This is a genomic window from Arenicella chitinivorans (assembly GCF_014651515.1).
In the GTDB taxonomy this organism is placed as follows: Bacteria; Pseudomonadota; Gammaproteobacteria; order Arenicellales; family Arenicellaceae; genus Arenicella; species Arenicella chitinivorans.
Genome location: NZ_BMXA01000007.1, coordinates 152,525 through 175,715, shown reverse-complemented (window position 1 = coordinate 175,715; position 23,191 = coordinate 152,525). Strand labels below are relative to the sequence as shown.

Annotated in this window: 14 protein-coding genes; 1 reads left to right on the top strand and 13 read right to left on the bottom strand. The window is 49.5% G+C overall.

What is annotated here, in order from left to right; genetic code table 11:
• Positions 1-490: 490 nt before the first annotated feature.
• Together IE055_RS15895 and IE055_RS15890 are read right to left on the bottom strand one after the other, a co-directional pair.
• Complete coding sequence (locus IE055_RS15895; protein ID WP_189402670.1) at positions 491-4,507, bottom strand: RHS repeat-associated core domain-containing protein; 4,017 nt, start codon at positions 4,505-4,507, stop codon at positions 491-493.
• A 1,064-nt stretch (positions 4,508-5,571) separates the two neighbouring features.
• On the bottom strand, positions 5,572-6,780 hold the full coding sequence (locus IE055_RS15890; RefSeq protein ID WP_189402669.1) for an MFS transporter: 1,209 nt from the start codon (positions 6,778-6,780) through the stop codon (positions 5,572-5,574).
• A gap of 160 nt (positions 6,781-6,940) precedes the next feature.
• Here IE055_RS15890 and IE055_RS15885 point away from each other — a divergent pair, with 160 nt between their 5' ends.
• Positions 6,941-8,839 carry an LTA synthase family protein gene (locus IE055_RS15885; RefSeq protein WP_189402668.1) on the top strand — a complete coding sequence of 633 codons (1,899 nt, stop codon included), beginning with the start codon at positions 6,941-6,943 and terminating at the stop codon, positions 8,837-8,839.
• A gap of 2 nt (positions 8,840-8,841) precedes the next feature.
• Here IE055_RS15885 and IE055_RS15880 read toward each other — a convergent pair whose 3' ends face one another.
• The 11 genes from IE055_RS15880 to cobB all read right to left on the bottom strand — a co-directional run bounded on the left by IE055_RS15880 (position 8,842) and on the right by cobB (position 23,175).
• A complete protein-coding gene (locus tag IE055_RS15880; RefSeq protein ID WP_189402667.1) occupies positions 8,842-10,017 on the bottom strand; it encodes a phospholipase D-like domain-containing protein in 1,176 nt (391 codons plus the stop codon).
• Positions 10,018-10,023: 6 nt separating this feature from the next.
• The gene (locus tag IE055_RS15875; RefSeq protein WP_189402666.1) at positions 10,024-10,833 is read right to left on the bottom strand and encodes an alpha/beta fold hydrolase; all 810 of its coding nucleotides are present in this window, start codon (positions 10,831-10,833) and stop codon (positions 10,024-10,026) included.
• 435 nt (positions 10,834-11,268) lie between these two features.
• Positions 11,269-13,890: a nitrate reductase gene (locus IE055_RS15870; RefSeq protein ID WP_229794327.1), complete on the bottom strand. Its 2,622-nt coding sequence runs from the start codon at positions 13,888-13,890 to the stop codon at positions 11,269-11,271.
• Between the two features lie 9 nt (positions 13,891-13,899).
• On the bottom strand, positions 13,900-14,235 hold the full coding sequence (nirD, locus tag IE055_RS15865; protein WP_189402664.1) for a nitrite reductase small subunit NirD: 336 nt from the start codon (positions 14,233-14,235) through the stop codon (positions 13,900-13,902).
• A 27-nt stretch (positions 14,236-14,262) separates the two neighbouring features.
• The gene (gene nirB / locus IE055_RS15860; RefSeq protein ID WP_189402663.1) at positions 14,263-16,791 is read right to left on the bottom strand and encodes a nitrite reductase large subunit NirB; all 2,529 of its coding nucleotides are present in this window, start codon (positions 16,789-16,791) and stop codon (positions 14,263-14,265) included.
• A gap of 12 nt (positions 16,792-16,803) precedes the next feature.
• Positions 16,804-17,991 carry an alginate export family protein gene (locus IE055_RS15855; RefSeq protein WP_189402662.1) on the bottom strand — a complete coding sequence of 396 codons (1,188 nt, stop codon included), beginning with the start codon at positions 17,989-17,991 and terminating at the stop codon, positions 16,804-16,806.
• A gap of 118 nt (positions 17,992-18,109) precedes the next feature.
• Positions 18,110-18,967, bottom strand: coding sequence for an ABC transporter ATP-binding protein (locus IE055_RS15850; RefSeq protein ID WP_189402661.1), 858 nt, complete (start codon positions 18,965-18,967; stop codon positions 18,110-18,112).
• Between the two features lie 35 nt (positions 18,968-19,002).
• Positions 19,003-20,001, bottom strand: a complete 999-nt coding sequence (locus IE055_RS15845; protein WP_189402660.1) for an ABC transporter permease — start codon at positions 19,999-20,001, stop codon at positions 19,003-19,005.
• A 30-nt stretch (positions 20,002-20,031) separates the two neighbouring features.
• Positions 20,032-21,399 carry a CmpA/NrtA family ABC transporter substrate-binding protein gene (locus IE055_RS15840; protein ID WP_189402659.1) on the bottom strand — a complete coding sequence of 456 codons (1,368 nt, stop codon included), beginning with the start codon at positions 21,397-21,399 and terminating at the stop codon, positions 20,032-20,034.
• Between the two features lie 327 nt (positions 21,400-21,726).
• Positions 21,727-22,368: an ANTAR domain-containing response regulator gene (locus IE055_RS15835; RefSeq protein WP_189402658.1), complete on the bottom strand. Its 642-nt coding sequence runs from the start codon at positions 22,366-22,368 to the stop codon at positions 21,727-21,729.
• Between the two features lie 87 nt (positions 22,369-22,455).
• On the bottom strand, positions 22,456-23,175 hold the full coding sequence (gene cobB, locus IE055_RS15830) for a Sir2 family NAD+-dependent deacetylase (RefSeq protein WP_189402657.1): 720 nt from the start codon (positions 23,173-23,175) through the stop codon (positions 22,456-22,458).
• Positions 23,176-23,191 lie beyond the last annotated feature (16 nt).

The following is a 23,191-nucleotide window of genomic DNA, read 5'->3' as shown; positions in this document are numbered from 1 at the left end:
TTGCTCATCTCAGGAAACCGTGATCACTTGACCGCAGGGGAGGTATTCATATATGACCCCTTTTCTTACAATCATTAAATCGGCTCTGACTCCTTTTCTTGCTCGTGTTCTTGGAAGGTCTTCAAGTACAGCACCATGCCTATAATTTCTGTAAGACTAAATACAGTGAAGACAATAGAAAACACGTCCAACGACAACACTCCAAATATTTGAACGGAACTACTTATAAAGAGAATCAAACAGCCGATTGTGATCCCTATCCAGATTTGTTTTCCCCACACGACCATGTTAAATGCGAGCAAATATATCGCGAAAGTCTTAAGGACATTAAATATGAAATAAGTCAACCCAATCAGATCGTTTTGTAAGTCTATACTTATTACTGTTTGAGAAACTAGCGCAAAATATAATGACGTTACAAGAGCTGTGAATTCTAAAGCAACGAGTAACAGCGAACAGCAGAAAATGATTTTCCAAAACATATAAAATTTCATGGTCTAGGCATGGTTCTGCACCAGTTATTTGGGTCGATAGCAGCCGCTATTCCGTCAGCAATCACATCAAAATTTCGTCTTGCGATCTGAAACGCTCTCGATTTGGCTAACTCATCTGATTTTCGAGCCCACTCCGAATATTTTTTTGCTTTTGAGAGTTTACATGCAGCTTTCGCCCTAGGCTCCTTAATGAGCGCACAAGGAAAACCAATGCTAGGGGGAGGAATATCAACATTGCCGCTGGTTGCTATACCTCTATTGCCTGAGTCAAGTTCCCACAATTTACCCGAACAAGTGTCTCTACACCCTATCACAAAATGCAAATTCGCACTTGCAGAAAAGCCCACATTTACTAATTGTGTGTCAAATAAATTTACGTTCAGTGTGAAGTTGGAAATAGTCAGACTTATATTAAATGGTGTTGGATATTTTTTCCATGATCCCACAATTTCAAGCCCAAGTGGGTCGAAGTATGCAAGAGGGTTTCCCCCAACGTAGCCGTATGTATTTGCACCACCTCCTATCCCAATCGGATCGGAAGTAACATACCGCCCCAACCCAGCATCATAATACCGGTTCCAGTTATAAAATAACCCACTCTCGGCATCGTAATACTGGCCCGGAAAACGCATATTAAGCGTTAAGGCAACACCATCTAAATCGACATCGTCGTTCGGTGCAGTATTCCCAAAGGCACTGCTGTCCCACGTCCAAATCAGTTGCGCGTTTTCATCGCTGACCCAGCGTGGGGTAAGCAAATGGTCAGTGTGGATGTAGTACAAGCCCTCCAACGCATCTGTTGGTGCATACGCTGGTGGTGTGGTGCCGGGTTCTTCTTCCTCGGGTGGATCTACTGGCGACTCACCTGAGCCATCACCGTCCCCATCGCCAGGTTGACTCGAGAGTGCGTCGGCGTGTTTGTATACGGCGATTGGCTGCCCATCGCTGTGAATATAGCCTGCCGAAAACTGACCGGTCTCGTCGCTCTCACCAATCAAGTAGCCTGCAAGGTCATAATGATACAAAGTGGTCGCTTGCGTGCTCGCCAATACCTTGCGTGTGCGTTGACCGAGCGCGTTGTAAGTATACGTCGCGACCAGCTGGCCTGACTGACTAATGGTCTCCATGCGGCCCGCGTCGTTGTAAGTATAGGTACGAATGCCATCATCAGTCGTGTTACCGGCGGCATCCAGGTTGTAAACTGTAGTGGCAACGGTCTGCAAACGGTTGGTATTCGTATGATAGGTCAGAAGACTTAGTTGGCTATTTTCATCTTCACTTAGTCGATTCCCATTCGCGTCGTAGGTCCAGCTTAAAAGATCAAGATTATCTTCGCTGGTGATTCGGTCAAGCACATCGTATCCATAAACCACGTTGCCCGGACTGCGGTCAGTAAGGTTGCCGTTGGCATCGTATTGATAGGTACGTTGTACGAGCGTGCCGATATCGATCGATTCGAGCCGCCCTTGTAAGTCATATCCACGCGTGCTGACTAAACCGTTGGCGTATGTGCGTCCTGTTATCAGACCGTCTGCCCGGTAAGTTTGCACATCAAACACATCTGCCCAAGCAGTAGCGCCAACCTTAGTCGCTAGGCGCGTAACGCGACCCGCGGCATCGCGATGGTATTCGACCTCACGTCCATCGGGATAAACAATGCCTTGCAAAAGGTTATTCGCGTCATAGGTGTAGCTGGTTGTATAGGTAACACCGAGTTCAGTGCGTGATTCATGAGTCACGTTACCGTAAGCATCGTAACCATATGTGTAACTGCCAGACTGATCCGTGCGTGTACATAAACGACCAGTACCGGCTGCGCATGCATCATAGGCAAAGGACACGGACTCCGTAGTGTCAGGATAGGTAACAGAGACCAGTCGATTCAGCGCGTCGTAGGCGTATGTTTTGGTGATACTACGAGCATCAGTCACACTCAGCACGTTGCCAGCGGCGTCATGAGTGTATGTAATTGTGCCTCGATCCGGGCTAACTTCGGTTACCAAGTTCCCAAGATCATCGTATTCATAGTCGGTGGTGGCACCATTGGACGCAACAACTTGGGTTAACTGATCAGCTACGTCGTAATCATAGCCCGATGAATTGGTTAAGGCATCAATGGTTGAAGTTAGTCGATTTAGCGGATCAAAATTATGCGTTGTATCTGGATTCACATTCGGGTCGGTCAACGTTACCGTATTGCCAACCGCATCATTAACCATTTGTGTGATTGAGCCACCTGAGTTAATACTGCTCACAAAGTTGCGCATATCGTATGCAGTAGTAGTGGTTCTCTCTAGCGTACCGGACGGATCAAAATACTGCTCAGTTTCGCGATTGCCTTTAGCGTCATAAGTATAGGTAATCTTGTTACCGTAATTATCCCTTACCTCTCTAAGGTCATGCGCTGCGTCATAATCGTAATAGGTTTCAACGCCATTGGGCATGGTGGTCTTCTTTAACTGACCAACAAAGTCGTACTCGTAGGTGGTTACCCGTGGCGAAGGCGCATCTTGCCCGTTGCTCGGCGGCGTTTGCGTCACACTCAAGACCCATCCACGCGGATGGTAGTCGTAGGTAGTGACCACGCCATTGGCATCGGTCATTTGTTTTAAGCGTGCCGCAGCGTCATAAAGGTCATACGTGGTTTCGTGCCCGAGCGCGTTGGTGACTTTTTTTAGTTGACCACATTCTGCCCCAGTGGTGCAGTTGTAGTATTCCAGCGTGGTGATGTCGCTCACGTCGGTTCGTGGTCCGTCGATTTGCGTCACCTTACCGTAGGTGTCGTGCTGAAAGGTGGTGGCGCGTGTCACCGGGTTGCCTTGCAGATCGTAACCATTCGTCGTGACTGCAGTAACATTTAAGTTTGTGTCGTAGCTTGTAACCACTTCTTTGAAGTTTGAGCCATAAACGCTTGGCGTGATGACTTTGGTCACCAAGTCAATGTCTGCGCTCACGTACTCATAGGTCGTGGTGCGAGCCTGCGGTGTGCCATACGCCTCCGTCATCGAGGTCTTTTGGTTGGTGGCGTTGTAACCGTAAGTGGTAACTCGGTTTTCTGCATCCGTCCGGCTGGTTAAGTTGCCATTTGAATCCCAGACTTGAGTGATGCCTTTGTTGTCGGTTTGGTTCGTCTTGGCGGTGATTTTTGACGCGCCGAGAACATCCTGAAAAGTCCAAAGAACATTCGTCCCAGCAGCATCGGTAACAAGAGTGCCGCCGGCTTGATAAGTAAGATCAATACGCTCCTGTCCTACCAAATTGCTGGTAACACTATGTTCACTGGATATGACCTTACCATCGACCGCATAACTATACGTACCAAATCGATCACCATTTTCGTCAGTAATTCCGGTCAGGTGATTGGGAAAGTTCGTGTCCTCGTAATGATATATTTTGCGCGGATTGTCGGCGTCGTTACCCGGCGTTTCATCTGGAAAGATCACCGCCGTAAGATTTCTATTCGCGTCATATTCGTAGCGATAGGTCGCATCGTCGCCATCAGAAACAGCCGAGAGCATTCCCCCAACATACTCAAAACTTAGACTATTGCCGTCGTGATCAGTAACTTGAGACAGATACCCGCCAATTCCATATTGGTAGCTCGTTTGTTCGCCTTGAGTACTCAACGTAGAAGCCAATCGACCAAACGTATCGTAGTTTTCCACATTACCATTGGGGCGAGTCAGTTGAAAACCGGACGCATTTTCGACCAACGCCACCTTGCTGTCCGCATCACCTTGCCAGACACCACCATTTTCGGTCCATAGCTCCCCTCGCCCAGACTCAGAAATCACTGACAGACTCGTGCCATTGAGGGCAAGACGCTTCAGATATGTGTGCCGCCACCCTTTGCCCATCCCCAGATCGACCAAGTTGGTACTGTTGTAATAGCGTGTAAAACCTAGGCTCCCTCTTGCTAAATCTACTTCGGATTCAAACTTATTGCCCGAAGCAGGATTACAGGGGTTACCTGTGGTGCCACAAGACCCGTGTGTCTTATCTCCATTATCCAAAATGGAAGTACAAACGCCCCCAACCAAAGTTTGGTTAACAGGACAACACTCTCTAAATATAATACCGATCCCATATTCATCGCCATTTTTATTACAGTAAAGAAACCCCCACTCCACCGCATTAGGTGGTGGATCGTACTTTACGTAGCGCCCATATGTTGTGTTGTGAAGTGGGCAACGCTGAATACCAGCCTCTTCGGGCGTTCTGAACTGTGGCGCCCTTGAGTGGCTACCTATTTGAAAACGGTTTGTGGGATCTGTGTCGGTACACACCTGAGCCACTGAATAAGAGGGCCAACACCCCAAAAATATAAGGAACACGATCGGAAAAGCTCGCCCTATTCCGCGACATGACAAGACTCTCGTAAAAATTTTGCTTCTTAAAATTAGCAGATTGATAAGACTTGATTTTTCATCAGCAGTGAAAGCGGGTGTAAGAGTTTTATTCATGGGATTCTGGAGTGAGAGTTGAAATAGCGCATATTTGAAATAAGCTGCTAGATCTTTGTACAAGGCGAGAACTCAAATTCTGGCAGGATTTGCTCGCAATGCGGAGCGTACGAACGACACCTTCTGCCATGCGCTAGTCCGAAATCTGGCGTGAAGATCTCTGAATATATACATCTAGAGAAAGGTGGAAACTATTCCGTGTCATTTCTGATGGGGCCTCTGGTAATTCAATGATCGCTGCCAAAAAATACCTGACAACCATCAATAAACTAGCACAGTATTATTACAACACAAACAATTATTGTACATTTGGTAAACTAAAAAATTAGAAGCCGATTTCAACATATCGCTTTAATCTAGGCCTTTGGTCACCAACATACGTTTCCTCATCCGTAAGAAGTACGGTGCGATCATGCGAACCACTAGGGTTAACGCGGCGAGGTGTGGAAGAATATTCCCCGCATAAGTGCATCACCCAAAGCCTTCAACTCTTTGGGCTACCATAAGCAACACAGATGGACTCTCTACTGACTACGGCTCGGGTAAGCAAATCACACAGGCGCTAGCATTACATACCTGGCCGTTCGAATAAGCAGGCCACTATCAACGGCAACTTATTTCCCCGACAACGGCCTCGCCGGACTGCCGACCGAAGATTTCAATCTCGTTTCCGCACCAATCTCTGGCTGATCAGGAATAAACTGTGAGGCGATCAGCGACCCCAAGGCAATCCCGGCGCCGATAAAAAACACCAGCGCATTGCTGTACAACCAGACCAGCCCCAACAATGCCGGCAGCACCACGGCAGCGACGTGATTGATGGTAAAGCTAACGGCTGCGGTGGATGCAATATCGTCTGGCTTGGCGATCTTTTGTAAGTAAGTTTTGATGGCGATTGCGAGGGCGAAGAAGAAGTGATCGATGATATATAAGGCACCAGCTAGCGTGCCATTGTCGACCAGACCATAGGAGATAAACACCAGAATTAGGCCGGCATACTCAATGGTAAGTGCTCGGCGTTCGCCGATAATACCGATCAGTTTGCCAATCTTGGCTGCGAAGAAAAAATTGAAAATATAATTTGCCAGAAACAACAACGAGATTTCCGCGGCAGAATAATCAAATTTTTCGACCAACAAGAATCCGGCAAATACCATAAAAATTTGTCTGCGTGCGCCGCTCAGAAATACCAATGTGTAGTAAAGCCAATAGGACTTTCTAACGATAAGGCGCGTTTGCTGCTCTACCTTCGCCGGATATTGAGGGAAAGCACGCCAAATAAACAACACCAACGCTAGGGCGAGCCCGCCGAATAAAAGGTAGATAGTTTGATAGCTGATTGAGAAATATGACATCAGCAGCCAGGTCGTGGCAAACACCAGAATTGATGCCGCTGCCTTGACCGCGAGCGCACGCCCCATAAAGTGCGGAGCCTCCGATTTTTCGATCCATTGCAATGTTAGAGATTGGTTCACGGTCTCAAAGTAGTGGAAGCCAATCGACATGATCACCGTGGTGACGTACAAGCCCATTACCGTTGGGAAATACCCGGTAACCACAACTCCGAAAGCCAGTAAAAACAGCGCCAGTAATGCAAACCGCTGCTCGCGGATAAATGCCAACAACCACACTGCGGTAAAAGCTAGGAAACCTGGGATCTCTCGTAAGCTCTGCAGGATACCGATCTCCCTGCCGGTAAATCCCGCCGACTCATTACTGAAGTTATTAATCAGTGCGGCCCAGGTCGAGAACGCCAGCGGCATAATAAATGCCATTAGCAGCAGCAGACTAGCTGGTGTCTGCCAGGATCGCAGAGAAGACATAACCAAACTCAAATGAAAACGTAAACGCAAAGCGTAAGTAAGTTGCTCGGCGAATGCAAAGTTAAATGAACAATTGGTTAAAGGTCGCCTTATCAAACATATGTCCGCTTAAACTCTCGAAACACTTGTTTTACTAAACGCATCAACGGAGGATGTTCGGATGGATAGTGGAGTTCGACCAGAAAAATTATACTTCAGTGGGGTATGGACGCTGCTGGTCAGTATCGGATTGGCGTGGCTGCTTGGACTCTTTCTGAGTTTTAACCCTCTACCTGCTCAGAGCTCATGGTTGTTAAGCTTAAGTGTCGTGCAACGTTACCTGATCGATATTTTGATTATTCTCGCACTGATAATCGCAGTTGGTGGTAATGCTTTGTGGTTACGCGCAGTTGCCTGGCTGTTGGGCACGCTTGGACTATTTGGCTTCTACGTGCAGTACCAAAGTGTGCGTTATTCCGGCGACCTGTTTCCGGAAGTGGCACTCGAAAATGTAGAACACGTGGCCATGATCGATAATCAACACATGGTGATCGGGGGACTGGCACTGGCCGTCTACTTAGTTTTTAGTCTTATTTGCGTCACGCAATGCAAGCGTTCCTGGTCACTGGACCGGCGTTTGATTCTCAGTGTACTCATTCTGCTAGTCGCCGTGCTGGTTCGAAATGACCACAAATGGTTACCGGCGGATATCGTCACGCAGCGCAGCGCGCTGCTTAACTCGACAAAGTACCGACATTATGCCGCCTCACCACTCGGCGATCTTACTCACGTACTGTGGCACCATGTTCGCCTGCAGCATTCGGACGCGCCGCCGGTGGCAGAGTCGCTGCGATTGAATGCACGGTTGTCCGAGTTTGTGCGAAAACACAATCTGCACTGGGGCAAGGAGGATCCCAATTATCCGCTCGTGCATTTGACAGAAACCTCCGACTCCGACGGCCTCAGTAGTCAACCATTCCCACAGCCACCAAATTTAATCGTAATCCATGCTGAAGGTTTGTCGGCCCGTACTATCCAACCGTACTCAAATCGATTCCCGGGTATTTCTCCAAACATTGCGGCGTTTGCGTCTGAATCAATTTTAATCGACTATTACTTCAACCATACTTTCGCCACCTATCGAGGACTGTCAGGGCAACAATGCTCCTTGTATCCGACCAATCGCACAGAACCGTCGACCGGTTATCGATGCCTGCCACATATTTTGAACGATTCTGGGTATCAATCCACATTATTGTTTTCTCAGCGCAAGGACGACACCGAGCTGGACGAAATGGCCAGCCGAATAGGCTTTCAAAAGTCCCTTGCGTACGACGAATTAAATACACCTTTTGAAGATGATTTAGCACGTCGGTTCAGCGTCACACACATGAGCGATCTGGAACTCTTCTTAGCCTTAAACCGTGAATTGAAACAGCGTGAGTCTACCTCAAATCAGCCCTTTTACCTTAGTTTGTATAGCTTTGAAACCCACACGGGAAACCGTTTGCTCGACCCAGAATTCAAATACCGACCATCGGAAACATCAGACCAGCACTACATCTTAGACACAATTCATGCTTTTGACGCCGCGTTTGGTCAGTTTTGGACCGCGTTTAAACAATCCTCATTACGCGACAACACGATCGTTATTCTTACGTCAGATCATGCACATTTTCCCGATAACGACTATCGCGCTTTGTGGCAAAAACAAGATCGCTACTCACCGGTGTTCATGGACCGAATCCCGTTATTGATCTATTCCCCGTTTCACACTCAAACCGGAAAGTTCACCATTCGCCGTTCCAGCTCCTTGGATTTCGCCCCAACTGTGCTGCACCTATTGGGAATAAATCGATACATGAGCACGTTCCTGGGACACAGTTTATTCGATCCCAAGCCCCGCATGCGTCCGCTCACTATGAGCAACAACGATGCTTGGTATGCGGCACGTGGTTTGCCGAGCCAACTCACCGACGCCGAACCAAATCCTAACTACCGCAGCATGCAACTGTTTATCAAACAAACCCAAGCGCTAGAGCTCAATAATCGATTGTGGCCAACACACACAAACAAATAACATTAAAGTTGCTCGACCAATAACCCCGCCAATCGCTCTTGCTGACATTGCCACCAGGAGCGTACCTGCCAATCGCATAAATTCAAGGTTTTGGCGTGCTCGCAATCGCGCTCATAATCAGCGGTTAGAGTGGCATTCAAGTCGGTCGATAACGCTACGACGCAGCACTCCTCATCTTTTGACAAAGAGCGGTGATTAATATTGGCGGAACCCAAACAGCACACGTCATCGTCCACTAAAATCAACTTACTATGCAACATCGTGCGTTGGTATTGGCGAATGGTGACGCCGCACTCGAGCAGCGCAGCATAATGCCGCTGACCGGCCAACTGCGAGAGTCGGCTATCGGTGTGCTTGCCTGCCGTCAACACGTCAACATCAACCCCTCGCTTAACCGCCTCGCATATCATTTTGACCATTTTTTCGTCCGGCGCAAAATACGCGGTCACCACAATTAGTCGTCGTTCAGCAATCTGAATTAAGGTACGTACCAAGGTCGCAATGTCAGTCCAACCGATCGTTGTCGATGCGCGCACGACTTGCATGGGCACGTTGCCATCGACAACATCAAATGCCTGACAAGCTAGATCGTTGGTCCAATCCCCTGCTTCATTCCAATTGTCTAAAAATGCCGCACGTAATCCGCGAACCGCCTGGCCTTGAATCTCAAAATGACAGTCGCGCCATTCCGAGGCATCGCGTGCTTGACCACGCCACTCATCGGCGATACCAACTCCCCCAATAAAACCAATTCGATGATCACAGACGAGCACTTTGCGATGTGTGCGTTTGTCAGAGCGCCAGATTCGCCATGTCGACAAAGGGCGAAACCACCTTAACTCGACACCGGCTGCCTCCATTTCTGATACCAATTCATTATTGATTCGTCGGGCGCCGTAAGCGTCCAATAGCACGCGCACGGTCACACCAGCTCGTGCCCTATTCGATAAAGCTGTGGCAAACTCTTTGGCGATTGAGCCCTGCCAATACACAAAGGTCATAAAGTCAACGCAGACCCTCGCAGCGCGAATCGCGTCCAGCATTACCGGGAAGATTTCATCCCCGTTTTGCAGATCGTTTATGGTATTCCCATCAACAAATGGCTGGCCCAGAGCTAACTCAAGTTGCGCTCGATGGTCGACTGTTTTCGACGAGGTAGTTGGTGCAGAATTGGTCACAGAACGCTACTCCGAGATGTCGACTGGATTATTGGTTCGCCCGTGCGCGCTGGAATTTCGGTCCGACACGGTAGCAATGAGTAGATTTGCCATCGCCGCGGGTTTGGCACGATACACCACATGATCTCCGTCGAAGATGCGCATTGTCCATCCACGCTTTTTTGCTCGTGACCACCCACTACGCTCGGCTTGCCATTGCTGTAAAGTTTGACCATTCGGGATGAATGCCACAAAGGTCGCCGCGATAATGTGTGCTAATGGGTTATCGAACTCAACAGGTTGGGTCAATGTATTCACTGGGTGAACCACATCGCGCGGAAACGGTTTTGATTCATCCACCCAAGGAAACTTCACCACACCGGCCTCGACTGGCCAGGTGTGAATGGGAAGCTTGGTAGTTTGCTCAGCTGTCATACCATGATCTGGCAACAACGCATCTAGGTAGGTTGCGTGTTTAATGCGTTCTGGAATTCGATTCATCACCCCAGTGATAACCATGCCCCCATAACTGTGACCAACGAGCACAACATCGTCCAACCCTTCAAATTCGATCATGCTAACAATGTCCTGAATATGCGTGTCGAGATTCACCTCAGGTCCAGCCAGATGAAATCGTTCACCGAGCCCCGTCAGCGTTGGTCTGTACGCACGATGTCCAGCTTCAATCAGGTGTTCACTCACCACACGCCAATCCCAACCACCTCCAGTGGCACCATGTACAATCACAAACGTATCGACTTCCGGTTGCTGCTCTGTCGCATCGACCAGCGACGCAGCAAACAATAGGCCGAGGCCCAAAAGACTAAGCAAACGCATGATGTATCATCCTAACTAGTTGGTTTATCAAGTCTATTATGTAACACGTGGCCCCTTAACCCCTAACGGGAATTTAAAACCGACGAGCCTATTCGAACGCGTGGCGCGTCAATTTTTTGTCGTCGTTTCGCTTTTGAATAAACCGCTCTGAAAATCAACCGCAGCAAAAGACAAGACGTCATCTCTGTAATGGTCAACAAACTGATACTTAGCGTAGCACCGCCGATTTCAGTGACAACCCGTGTTGGCAGCGATATTTGAGCCCTCCAGGATTACCTGAAGCTGGTTGCTGGCGCGGTCACTGATCCACTTTCTAACCGAATCTCATTGTCGGCTATCAGCCAAGCTCCCCAGCCTTAATTGCCCAAAACCTGTAAATCGATATTGGCTCATTCCTTTGCGCTGCTCAAAACCGTCAACGAGCGAAAATCTACGTCAAGCGACCATCGGGTTTTCTGCATAGAGGCGCAATAATCCATTTAGCTCGGGTCGACAACTCCCGCACTTTGATCCGCATCCGAGCGTAGACGCCAACGCCTCCAGATCTTCACTTCCCTGTTCCATCGCGGCAGTGATGGCTTTGCGTGTGGTTTTAAAGCAACTGCATATCAGTTCGTCGTAACCACCTAGCTCCCCGTGCAACTCTTGGTTTAACGTAGCTGAGTCGTTGATCGCGTAAACACGCTCCAGCCATACCTGACTCGGCAGTTCCGCAACATTGGCATGCGTAAACACCAAAGCGACCGGTCGCTTTTCATCACTGGCGATGAGAGCCTGCTGCCCAGAGAGCGGGTTTTGATAGTGCTTTACAAATATCGGCGATTCGAATCGTGACCGCAACCAAATTTTCCAGTCGACTTCATCGGACACGCCAACCAAGGTGACGTAGCCACGCGCAATCCGCGTTTGCGCCCAATACGCCCAGTCATTCGATTGCAGTGGCTCAGTCGTGACGACGCGCGCCCACTGCTGACAGTCGAATCGTTGCAACGAGACCACCGCAGCTTTGGATTGAGGTTGGCCCGATACCGCATCCACCACGGGTGCCACCACGCTGTTAATGATCGCACTTTGCGCAAATTGTTGGGTCCAGTGAATTGGTGCAAACAACTGCCCGCGCTGCACCGAATCAACCACATTGAGTCGACCAATAAATCGTCCATGATGATTTTGAACCTGCACAAACTGATGTTGGGACAAGCCCTGGTCAGCAGCATCATCTGGGTGCATCTCAACAAACGGCAGCTCATCGTGGCCACACAAAGACGCCACCTGACCCGTGCGTGTCATGGTATGCCACTGGTCACGGAGTCGACCCGTGTTAAGCAAAAACATCCCGTCTGGCGCGGCAATGATGTGCGGCGGCGCCGCTATAAATTGCGCACGCTGTGTAGCAGTAAAGAATTGATGGTTGGTAAACAACCGTGCGGTGCCCTTCGGTCGTGCATGCGTTACCGGCCATTGCACTGGCTTGAGTGAGTCGTAGCCTTTCCCAGTTAATGTACTGAGGGCCGAAATATCAAAGGCCCGCTTGCCGTTGTTTTCAAAACCGGAGAGCCGCGCATGCTCAACAAACACCTCATGCGCAGAAGTATATGGAAATTGATTTTCGTATCCCAGCTTTTGTGCCACCTGGGTCAAGGACCACCAGTCTGACTTAGCCTCACCGGGCGCCGGTCGGAACGCACGTTGCCGACTGATACGACGCTCAGAGTTTGTCACGGTACCGTCCTTTTCGCCCCAGCCCAGTGCTGGAAGCAACACATTGGCGTACTCGGTCGTGTCATTCGCAGTGAGATCCGACACGATCACAGTTGGGCACTTGGCTAGCGCAGCGCGAACGTGCTCGCTATCAGGTAAGCTAACCGCAGGATTGGTGGCCAGAATCCAAACTACCTTAATATCGCCGCGATGCATAGCATCAAACAAATCAACGGCTTTCAAACCCGGCTGCTTTGCCACCGTAGGCGCATTCCAAAAGCGTTGCACCCGATCGGTCTCTGGCTCAGTAAACCCCATATGCGCAGCCAACTGACTCGCAAGACCACCGACCTCACGTCCACCCATGGCATTTGGTTGCCCGGTGATTGAAAACGGCCCCGCCCCAGGTTGCCCGATGCGTCCCGTCGCTAGGTGACAATTAATAATATCGTTACACTTATCCGTGCCCGTGGCAGACTGATTAATACCTTGCGAGTAAAAGCTAATGGCTTTGGGCGTGGTCGCAAACCAATCGTAAAACTGTGTGAGTTGGTCTCGACTCAAATCCGTGTGCTCAGCCACGCGATCAATATCCCAAGACGCCACGGAACGCTCTGCCTCTGCGAAGCCGTCGGTGTGGCCCGCAATGAATGCACGATCAACCACATCGTGCGCAATCAAATGTCGCAACAGTCCTTTGAAGAGAATACCGTCCGAACTCGGCTTTAAGGGTAAATGCAGATCGGCCAAATCATTGCTGATCGTGCGGCGCGGGTCGATTAATACCACACGTAAATTGGGGTTTGATTGTTTGGCTTGCACCATTCGCTGATACAACACCGGGTGAGTCCATGCGGCGTTGGAGCCGATTAATACCAGGAGGTCGGTGCATTCCAGGTCTTCATAACAACAGGGTACCGCATCGGCGCCAAATGCCCGCTGATACGCTGCCACCGCCGAGGACATGCAGAGCCGCGAATTAGTATCGACATTTGCCGTACCGATGAACCCTTTCATCAGCTTATTGGCAACGTAGTAGTCTTCGGTTAACAACTGGCCGGACAAATAAAATGCCACACTGTCGACCCCGTGCTCATCAATGGCAGAACGAATCGACGCAGCGATGTGGTCGGTTGCCTGCGTCCAGTCGACTTGCTTTCCATCGATGCTGGGATGCAGAATACGAGCGGCTTCCCCGGCTTCTGACACCGTCGCTGCCAGCGCACTGCCTTTACTACAAAGTCGTCCAAGATTCGCGGGATGCTGAGCATCGGCCTGCACCTGTACTGCATCAGACTCAGACTGAACCGCTACCCCACAACCAACGCCACAGTATGGGCAGGTTGTCGCCTGCATGCTCATCATCTATGCCGAGAGCAACACGTCGTCACCCGACAGCGTGACGGCAAACGTTGGCACCGAGATATCTTCTTCCAGGCACTCACCCGTGGTGAGCGAAAAGTGCTGCTTATACAACGGCGATGCGACCACAAGTTCATTGTCGATGCTGCCGACGATACCCCGCGACAACACATTGGCACGCCCTAAAGGGTCCCAGTTATGGATAGCAAACACCTGCTGTTCGGTGTCTGGCAGATAGAACACTGCAAGCTGTTGTGGCTGACCATTCACCTGTGCCAGTGCACACACACCGGAGTTAATCACCAGATCATTTTTGTTACATAATTTTTGCGCGCCCATTGATTGTTTCTCCACGGATGAACTTGATTACGACACGGCTTTTAAGGTTTTTTGCGCTTTTTCCTGCAGATCTGCCGGGCGCTTTTGACCTCGCTCTTCCACAAACACCACGTTGTCATCGGATTGATCCGAATTCACGAAGTGGCGAAAACGTTTGAGTTTTTCGTCATCACTCAGCGCCGTTTTCCATTCGCATTGGTAGGTGTCAATCACATGCTGCATTTGACGCTCAAGGTCTCCAGCAATTCCAAGCGAGTCGTTAATAATCACGTCCTGTAAATAGGGTAATCCGCCTTCCAGACTCTCCAACCACACTGACGTGCGCTGGAGGCGGTCGGCCGTCCGCACATAGAACATCAAAAATCGATCGATGTATTTGATCAGGGTTGCGGTGTCCAAGTCGGTCGCAAATAGATCAGCATGACGTGGTTTCATACCACCATTGCCGCACACATACAGATTCCAACCGTGTTCGGTGGCGATGATCCCAACGTCTTTACTCTGCGCTTCCGCACACTCTCGTGTGCAGCCCGACACGGCCATCTTTAATTTGTGCGGCGACCTTAGACCTTTGTATCGATGCTCAATATCGATCGCCTGGCCCACGCTATCCTGCACGCCATAACGACACCAAGTGCTGCCAACACAGGACTTCACGGTTCGCAGTGATTTTGCGTAGGCATGCCCGGTTTCAAAACCCGCCTCGATCAGACGTGACCAGATCTCTGGCAAATCATTCAATCGCGCACCAAACAAGTCCACACGTTGCCCGCCGGTGATTTTGCTGTACAAATCAAACTGCTTTGCCACCTCGCCCAAGGCAATCAACTGATCCGGCAAAATCTCACCGCCCGGTACTCGCGGTACTACCGAGTAGGTGCCATCTTTTTGCATATTGGCCATGAAGGTGTCGTTGGTATCTTGTAGCGGTACCAGATCCGACTCTAAGACATGCTCGTTCCACAAGGACGCAAGAATGGACGCCACGGCTGGCTTACAGATATCGCATCCGCGCCCCTGACCATGACTGGCCAGCAACTGATCAAAGGTTTTGGTCTGCGTGCTTTGAATAATGGTAAACAGTTCTTGGCGCGTATATTTGAAATGCGCGCAAATGGAGGTATCCACCTCTACGCCGCGCGAGGCCAACTCAAAATCCACCACGTTTTTGAGTAAGGCGGCACAACCACCGCAACCCGTCGAAGCTTTGGTATCTGACTTCACCGCTGCCAAGCTCATACAGCCGTTGTCGATGGCATTGACCACGTCGCCTTTAGTCACGTTGTGGCAAGAGCAAATGGAGGCGGTCATCGGCAATGCATCCATACCCAAGGTCGGTGCAGCACCATCTGATGTTGGCAAGATCAATGACTCCGGGTTTTCAGGTAGCTCAATCTTGTTCAAGTAGTATTGCAGAATCGTGTCGTAATCGTCGCAATCTCCAACCAAGGTGGCGCCGAGCACGTATTTGCCATCGGGTGACACATTCAAGCGCTTATAGACTTCCTCGCGTTCATCACTGAACACAAATGCTAACGCACCATCGGCCATGCCCTTTGAGTCGCCAACTGAGCCGACATCCACACCGAGCAACTTCAATTTGGTGCTCATGTCGGCGCCGGTAAACGACACTTTATTGTCACTCAGTTGTGAAACCGCAGCTTCGGCCATACGGTAACCTGGTGCCACCAGACCAAAAATAAAGTTCCCCAATACCGCGCACTCACCGATCGCGAATATGTTTTCATCTGAGGTCTTACAATGATAATCGATCTCGATACCACCACGCTCACCGACCTTCAAACCCGCATCACGCGCGAGCTGATCATAGGGCCGAATCCCTGCCGAAAATACGATCATATCGGTTTCTAGGGAAGTCTCATCGGCAAACTCCATGCGTAGTCGATGTGCATCGCCTTCGACAATCTTCTCAGTGGCTTTACTGGTATGTACCCGCACACCCAGTGCTTCAATTTTTCGCCGCAACATGCGACTTCCGCCATCATCGAGTTGCACGCCCATCAAACCAGGCGCAAACTCGACGACGTGTGCCTCCAGCCCTAGATTCTTCAAGGCATTGGCGCACTCCAGACCCAGCAATCCACCACCGACCACGACGCCAACTTTCTGCCCCTTGGCCGACGCCTTGATTTCACCCAGATCGTCGATCGTCCGATAGGTTAAACAATGCGGTCGCTCGCGTCCTGGCACGGGTGGCACAAATGGATAAGAACCGGTGGCCAGCACCAGTTTGTCATACTCAAAGACCTGCCCGCCTACTGTGACCACGTGTTTATTCTCGCGATCGATCTTGCTGACGAAATCACCAAAATGGGCCTCTACACCGAGCGCATCGTACGCTTCACGAGTCGTCAATGCCAGATCAGAGGGCACTTTACCATCAAACACCTCAGACAAATGGACGCGATCATAAGCTGGCCGCGTTTCACCACCAATAACACAGATCTGTGCTTCGATATCGCTGTTGGCCAGTGTTTCGACATAATGGTGTCCGACCATGCCGTTACCAACTACAACTACCTTACGTTTCGCCATTCGCCTGTTCCTCTAAAATTTAGCGCCAGCCCAAACCCAGAGCTTGTCGGTATCGACTTTGCCGAACACCGTGTCACCCGCTGAGTACGTCGAATACTTAATACCCGCTGAGAAATATTTGTTGATGCCACGTGTGTACTGCAGATTGATCTCATCGCCTAGATCGCTAACACCTGCTTGTGCCACATCCGAAGAAAAATCGTGATATGCCGCTAGCCATTTCCCGCCTGCCAAGCTACCCGCTAACTTGAAATAGATGTCTTCTAAACCTGCGTTTGGTGTGGCCAAGAACTGGTCACTCCACCCATTAAACTTGTGCAAAGTCGCCAAGGGTGTCGAAAAGCCAGCTTGTCCATCATCCGAGCCTAGAATTTCCACACCAAGTTTGGCGGTCAGACCCGCATTCACGACACCACCTTCCAATTTGACGTAATCGGTATCAAACGCACCGGCTTTGTCTTGTGTGGCGTACTCCACGTCGTACAAAATCTTGCTGTCCGCAACCAGTGTGGTGCCAGTGAAACTCACACCCAAGGTATCGAGTTCGGAGCTCGGGTTTTCGTCCTGTTCCAGCAAGTAGCCGTAACCAACCAACTTGCCGACCTTAGTTTGGTATGCGACATTTAGAATAATGTCGTCACTGTCGATGTCTGCTTCTTCAGCAAAAATTCGATTTCGCTTATTGATATACGCCGCCGTCGTCGTCCAAGACTCACTCGGTCTAACGCTCACCACAACACCATCGAAGGTTTGTCGATCTTGGCGCCAGCCAACGTGGCCAATAAAACGATGACCATCCAGCGTAAACACTTGGCGCCCCAGTTTGGTCGTCACGATATTATTGCTGTACTGCACAAACGCCTGATCGATTTCAGTCACTTCTGGGTCGGCGATCACCGAGTATTGACCGGTCTTCACGCCCGCTGGCGGCACGCTGAAATCGTCAATCAAACTGGTACTGTCTTCGACTTCGACCTGTGCAGAAAACCCCGACCAAGTTGGACTTTTATACCCAAGTCGACTGCGTAAGGTCAGTGCATCTGCATCGCGCAATGCGTTATCTTGATCGACCGTTTCGTAACGCAACCTGAAGTCGCCGAAAAATTTGCCCGCATTCTGATCTGCGTATGCGGAAGATCCTATTAAACCGCTAGCTAATACCAAAGCCACACTCGGTATACGCTTCTTTTGCTTATTCATCATGTGTATTTATTTCGCTCTACAAATTGGAGAGATTCAGTTCGTCGCAACTTCAACCTTGAAGGGACTAAGTGAGTCATTGATGGAGTGGTTCGGCACTGAACACACCTGGTTGTTATTAGCTGATTTTTTCAACTGTGTCCTTTGTCTGATCGGGCACGGCACGTTGTTTCTTGGCTTCATCAAAATCCACCACACCTTTCTTCTCATACAGAAAAGACAAGACTTGTTGACGGTAAAAGTTAAACTGGTCGCTCTTAGCCAGCGCCAGACGTTCTCGTGGTCTAGGCAGCTCTATTGTCAAAATTTCACCGACCCTCGCCGCTGGTCCGTTCGACATCATCACGATCTTGTCTGACATTAAGACTGCTTCGTCGACATCGTGCGTGATCAAGATCACCGTAGTATTGAGTTCCTTCTGGATTTCCATCACGGAGTCCTGCAAGTTCGCACGGGTGAGCGCATCCAACGCACCGAAGGGTTCGTCCATGAGCATCACTTTCGGCTGCATCGCCAAACAACGCGCGATGCCAACCCGCTGCTTCATCCCGCCGGAAATTTCATGTGGCATTTTGTGCATCGCATGATCCATCTTCACCAACTCGAGGTTATGTTCAATCCAGGACTTCATTTGCGCCCTATTTTTTCTGCCCTTGAAAACCTGCTCTACTCCTAGCGCCACGTTTTCATAGACACTTAGCCAAGGCATGAGCGCGTGACTTTGAAACACCACAGCTCGATCAGGCCCCGGTTCATCGACTTCTTTGCCATCTAAAATAACGCCGCCTTCGGTCGCCTGATACAGGCCTGCGACAATATTCAAGACCGTGGATTTACCACACCCTGAGTGCCCGATAATCGATACAAATTCACCTTCATTGATCGCGAAATCCACACCACGCAATGCGCAAAAAACGCCGTTGGGGGTCGGAAACTCAATGCCCACCTGAGATATTTCTAAGAATTTTTTTGCCATAATTACTTTCTCGTGTCCCTTTGTGGCTTTTGCGACTAGCGCAGTACAGCCAATTTGTCCCAACTTACCCAACGTTGAACCATCAAAATAAGACGGTCCAAGGCGAAACCAATTACGCCAATCACAATCACGGCGACCATGATTCGCGACAGTGAATTAGACGAGCCATTTTGGAACTCGTCCCAAACGAACTTCCCCAAACCAGGGTTTTGCGACAGCATTTCCGCCGCAATTAATACCATCCAGCCAGTCGCTAAAGACAGGCGCAAACCGGTAAAAATCATCGGAATAGACGCTGGAAGAATGATTTTTCGGACATGCATCAAGGCCGGCAGTTTAATCACTCGGCTGACATTCAAAAGATCTTTATCAACATTCGCCACGCCAACTGCGGTGTTAATCAACGTCGGCCACAGACAACATAAGGCAACCGTAAACGCCGAATTCAGGAACGATTTTTCAAAGAACGGGTCCTCTGAAACATACACCGCACTCACGACCATGGTGATCAGCGGCAACCAAGCAAGCGGTGATACCGGTTTGAATATCTGTATTAGCGGATTCACCGCTTTGTAGATCCCATCACTCAATCCACACACTATCCCAGCGGGTACTGCGATGAGTGAGGCAATCACAAAACCAAACATGACCGTTTTCAAGCTAGTAAGGATTTGGTCAAAGAAGGTCTCTTTGCCTGTGTACTTACGGATCTTAACTTTGGCGTTTGGGTCTTTTGCCAGCTTAGCTGCATTTCGTTTTTCTTGACGCTCGTAGAATGCATCGGCTTTCTGCTTGGTTTCACGGTGCTCCTGCACCAGCACGCTTGCCTGTTCATAAACTTGCGCAGGGCCTGGAAATTTACCCAATGAGGTATCGATACGATTCGCGCCTATTGACCAAACTATGCAAAACGCGACCAGCCCCATGATTGGATAAAATATGACTTTCACATCGAATGCGCGGAATGCGCGTCCGACGGTGTTGAGTAAATCCGCCGCGCGCGATTGCGGCACTTGCTGGGTCTGCGTAGTCATAAATAACTCCGGTGCGCGTAAATGGGTCGGTTACAGCGTTTCGTCTTTTAAACCAATATCGAATTTTTCTAGATACGCGTTGGGCTTGCTGCCATCAAAGCTAATGTTATCGATAAATTCAGTTTGCTCCGGTTTGAAGCCACTTTCGGTTGCAAAGTTCGGAAATTCATTCGCCTTCATCAATCCTTCTGCGATTAACTCTTGGGCTGCAGTCGCATAAATGCCCGGCTTATATACATCCTTGGCGGTCTCGACATACCATTCGTCGGACTTTGGTTCCGATATCTGCCCCCACCGCCGCATTTGAGTTAAATACCAGATTGCGTCCGAGTAATACGGGTAGGTGGCGTTATAACGGAAGAACACATTGAAATCAGGCACTGCCCGCTTATCGCCTTTTTCGTATTCAAAGGTGCCAGTCATGGAGTTTGCAATGACTTCATAGTCCGCCCCAACGTAGTTCGATTGTGACAAGATTTTTACCGCAGCGGGACGGTTGGCATTATCATTTTCATCCAACCACTTCGCAGCACGAATCAGTGCCTTGACAACGCGCACCGTGGTATTTGGGTATTTTTCGGTAAATTCCTTCGTCATTCCAAAGACTTTCTCTGGATTGTTCTTCCAAATTTCATAATCCGTGATCACCGGCACACCGATACCTTTAAACACTGCCTGTTGGTTCCAGGGCTCGCCAACACAATACCCGTAGATTGTCCCAGCCTCCAGAGTCGACGGCATTTGCGGTGGTGGTGTAACCGACAGCAAGGCATCGGCGTCGATCGTACCCGCCGTATCGCCCTTGTGCGGTGCGTAGTAGCCTGGATGAATACCACCCGCCGCTAGCCAGTATCGTAATTCGTAGTTATGAGTCGATACTGGGAAAACCATACCCATCTTGAAAGGCTCACCTTTTTGCTTGAACTCATCGACCACCGGTTTCAGGTAATCGGCTTTGATCGGATGAACTGGCTTGCCGCCTTCCATTGGAATGTGCGCTTTCATTTTCTTCCAGATTTCGTTGGAAACGGTGATTCCATTCCCATTCAGATCCATTGAAAATGGGGTAACGATATGGGCTTTGGTTCCGAAGCCAATCGTTGCCGCTAAAGGCTGTCCGGCCAACATATGTGCGCCGTCTAACTTTCCATCTATCACGCCATCAAGTAACACCTTCCAGTTCGCCTGTGCTTCGATCGTCACGTACAAGCCTTCATCCTCGAAATACCCATTCTCATAGGCGATTGCGATGGGTGCCATGTCCGTGAGCTTGATAAAACCGAACGTCAACTCATCTTTCTCCGGCTCTCCGATCTCCGCATGGACTGACAACGAAGTGGAAATGAAAGTGAAAAAAACGGTAACAAGGAAAATTCGAAAGATACTACGTCGGCACATAAACGACCTCGATTGCGTGTGGCGGTGTCACCGAAAAGACCGGTGTTTAGCGATAGCAGGTTAAATCAACGGATACACGATCACGCCGCTGCGATCGATAAATGTGGGAAGCTCTACCTTGAGTAACGGCATTGTTCTTCGAGGTGTTTGATTGGGCGTTGCATTACATTGCAATAGCCCTTCGAAGTTCCTTGAGCAAGCGTCGTGCCAAGTTTAAATTTTATAAAAAGCGACAGTTGATTTGATGTTTTCTTGATATTTCTGGGTTACGCAGGCGCATCCTGCGCCAAAAGAGTGCAAGCACACGAAGGCTTGCACTCATTGGAGTCATTTCAAAATGTTGGTCACTTCAATAATTCGCTTAGAGAGATCGACCATAGTTTGCCCGTTATCCATCGCTGAGCGTCGCATCTGCGAGTAGGCTTCGTTCTCATTCAGGTTCTTTTGCTGCATCAAAATTCCTTTCGCGCGCTCGATTAATTTACGATCTGATAGGCGAGTCTGAGTTTCTTTGAGCGCTTTACATAGGCTTTGCATTTGATTGAAACGGTAAATCGCCAAATCAATAATCACCGGCAATCGATGTGATTTTACGTCATCAACCACATAGGCACTGACCCCGGCTTCAACGACCGGCTGCATAAATTCTGGCGAGTGCTTGGTCGCGAAAACCACGACTGGCAAAGGGTTTGCGTGATTTATCTCGACTAACTGATGCAACGTCGATTCGTCTAAAGACACCAAGGACAAGATCAATACATCCGGTGACATCAGTTTGACTTTTTGTAGTAAATCCTCACTCGAGTGCGTAGTCTCCAGAGACTCAAAATTTTGATCGCGTAATTTTTCCGCCATCTGATTTTGTTGGTTAGCACCAAAATTACTTTCAACTAATAAGACACGGTGCGTAAACATGCGCACCGCATTTGCCGCCGCTTGGTTTGCAAGAGTCGAGTATTTCGCTTTCATTTTCTGTTACCTCTAAAATGATAGTTGGCGATCCCACATCGCCATACCCCTTTTTACAAGCATGAATTGTGCCAATCAGACAGTCTGTCAACGCAAAAAGTGTGACACCCAGTCAGGTAATAACTCACCAGCCTGACCATAGACCGTTTGATCGAACTGCGAGGCAACCTGGGATGCCTCCAGATTTAGATCCAAGGTCAATGCCCCCGCTTGATTCGCCGCTTGCACAAACCCGGCCGCTGGATACACATTGCCGGACGTCCCGATCGAAATAAATAGATCGCAGTTAGCGAGCGCGTTATATATCTCATCCATGTATAACGGCATCTCTCCGAACCAGACTATGTGCGGTCGCAGATTGCCTGCTTGCGCGCAGCACGCGCACTCAGTGGCTTCACTCAAATCGTCATCACAAGTAAATACCGTATCGGTCGCTTTGCACCGCATTTTGAGAATCTCGCCATGCATATGACGAATATTCTGTGATCGCGCCTGCTCATGCAGGTTGTCGATATTCTGGGTAACCAGTAAGAAATCTCCATGAAAGTCAGCTTCCAACCTAGCTAACGCGTGGTGAGCGGGGTTCGGTGCCACGGCACCGTCCAAAATGGGTCTGCGTCGCTGATTATAAAATCGGTGCACCAAGGTGGGATCACGCTCGAATCCTTCCGGTGTTGCCACATCCTCGATACGGTGATCTTCCCACAAGCCATCGGCGGCACGAAAAGTTCGTATACCGGATTCAGCGGAAATGCCCGCGCCTGTGAGTACCACAATGGATTTAAAGTCTCGTTGCAGGAGTTGCATATGGTTCAGTTATGGT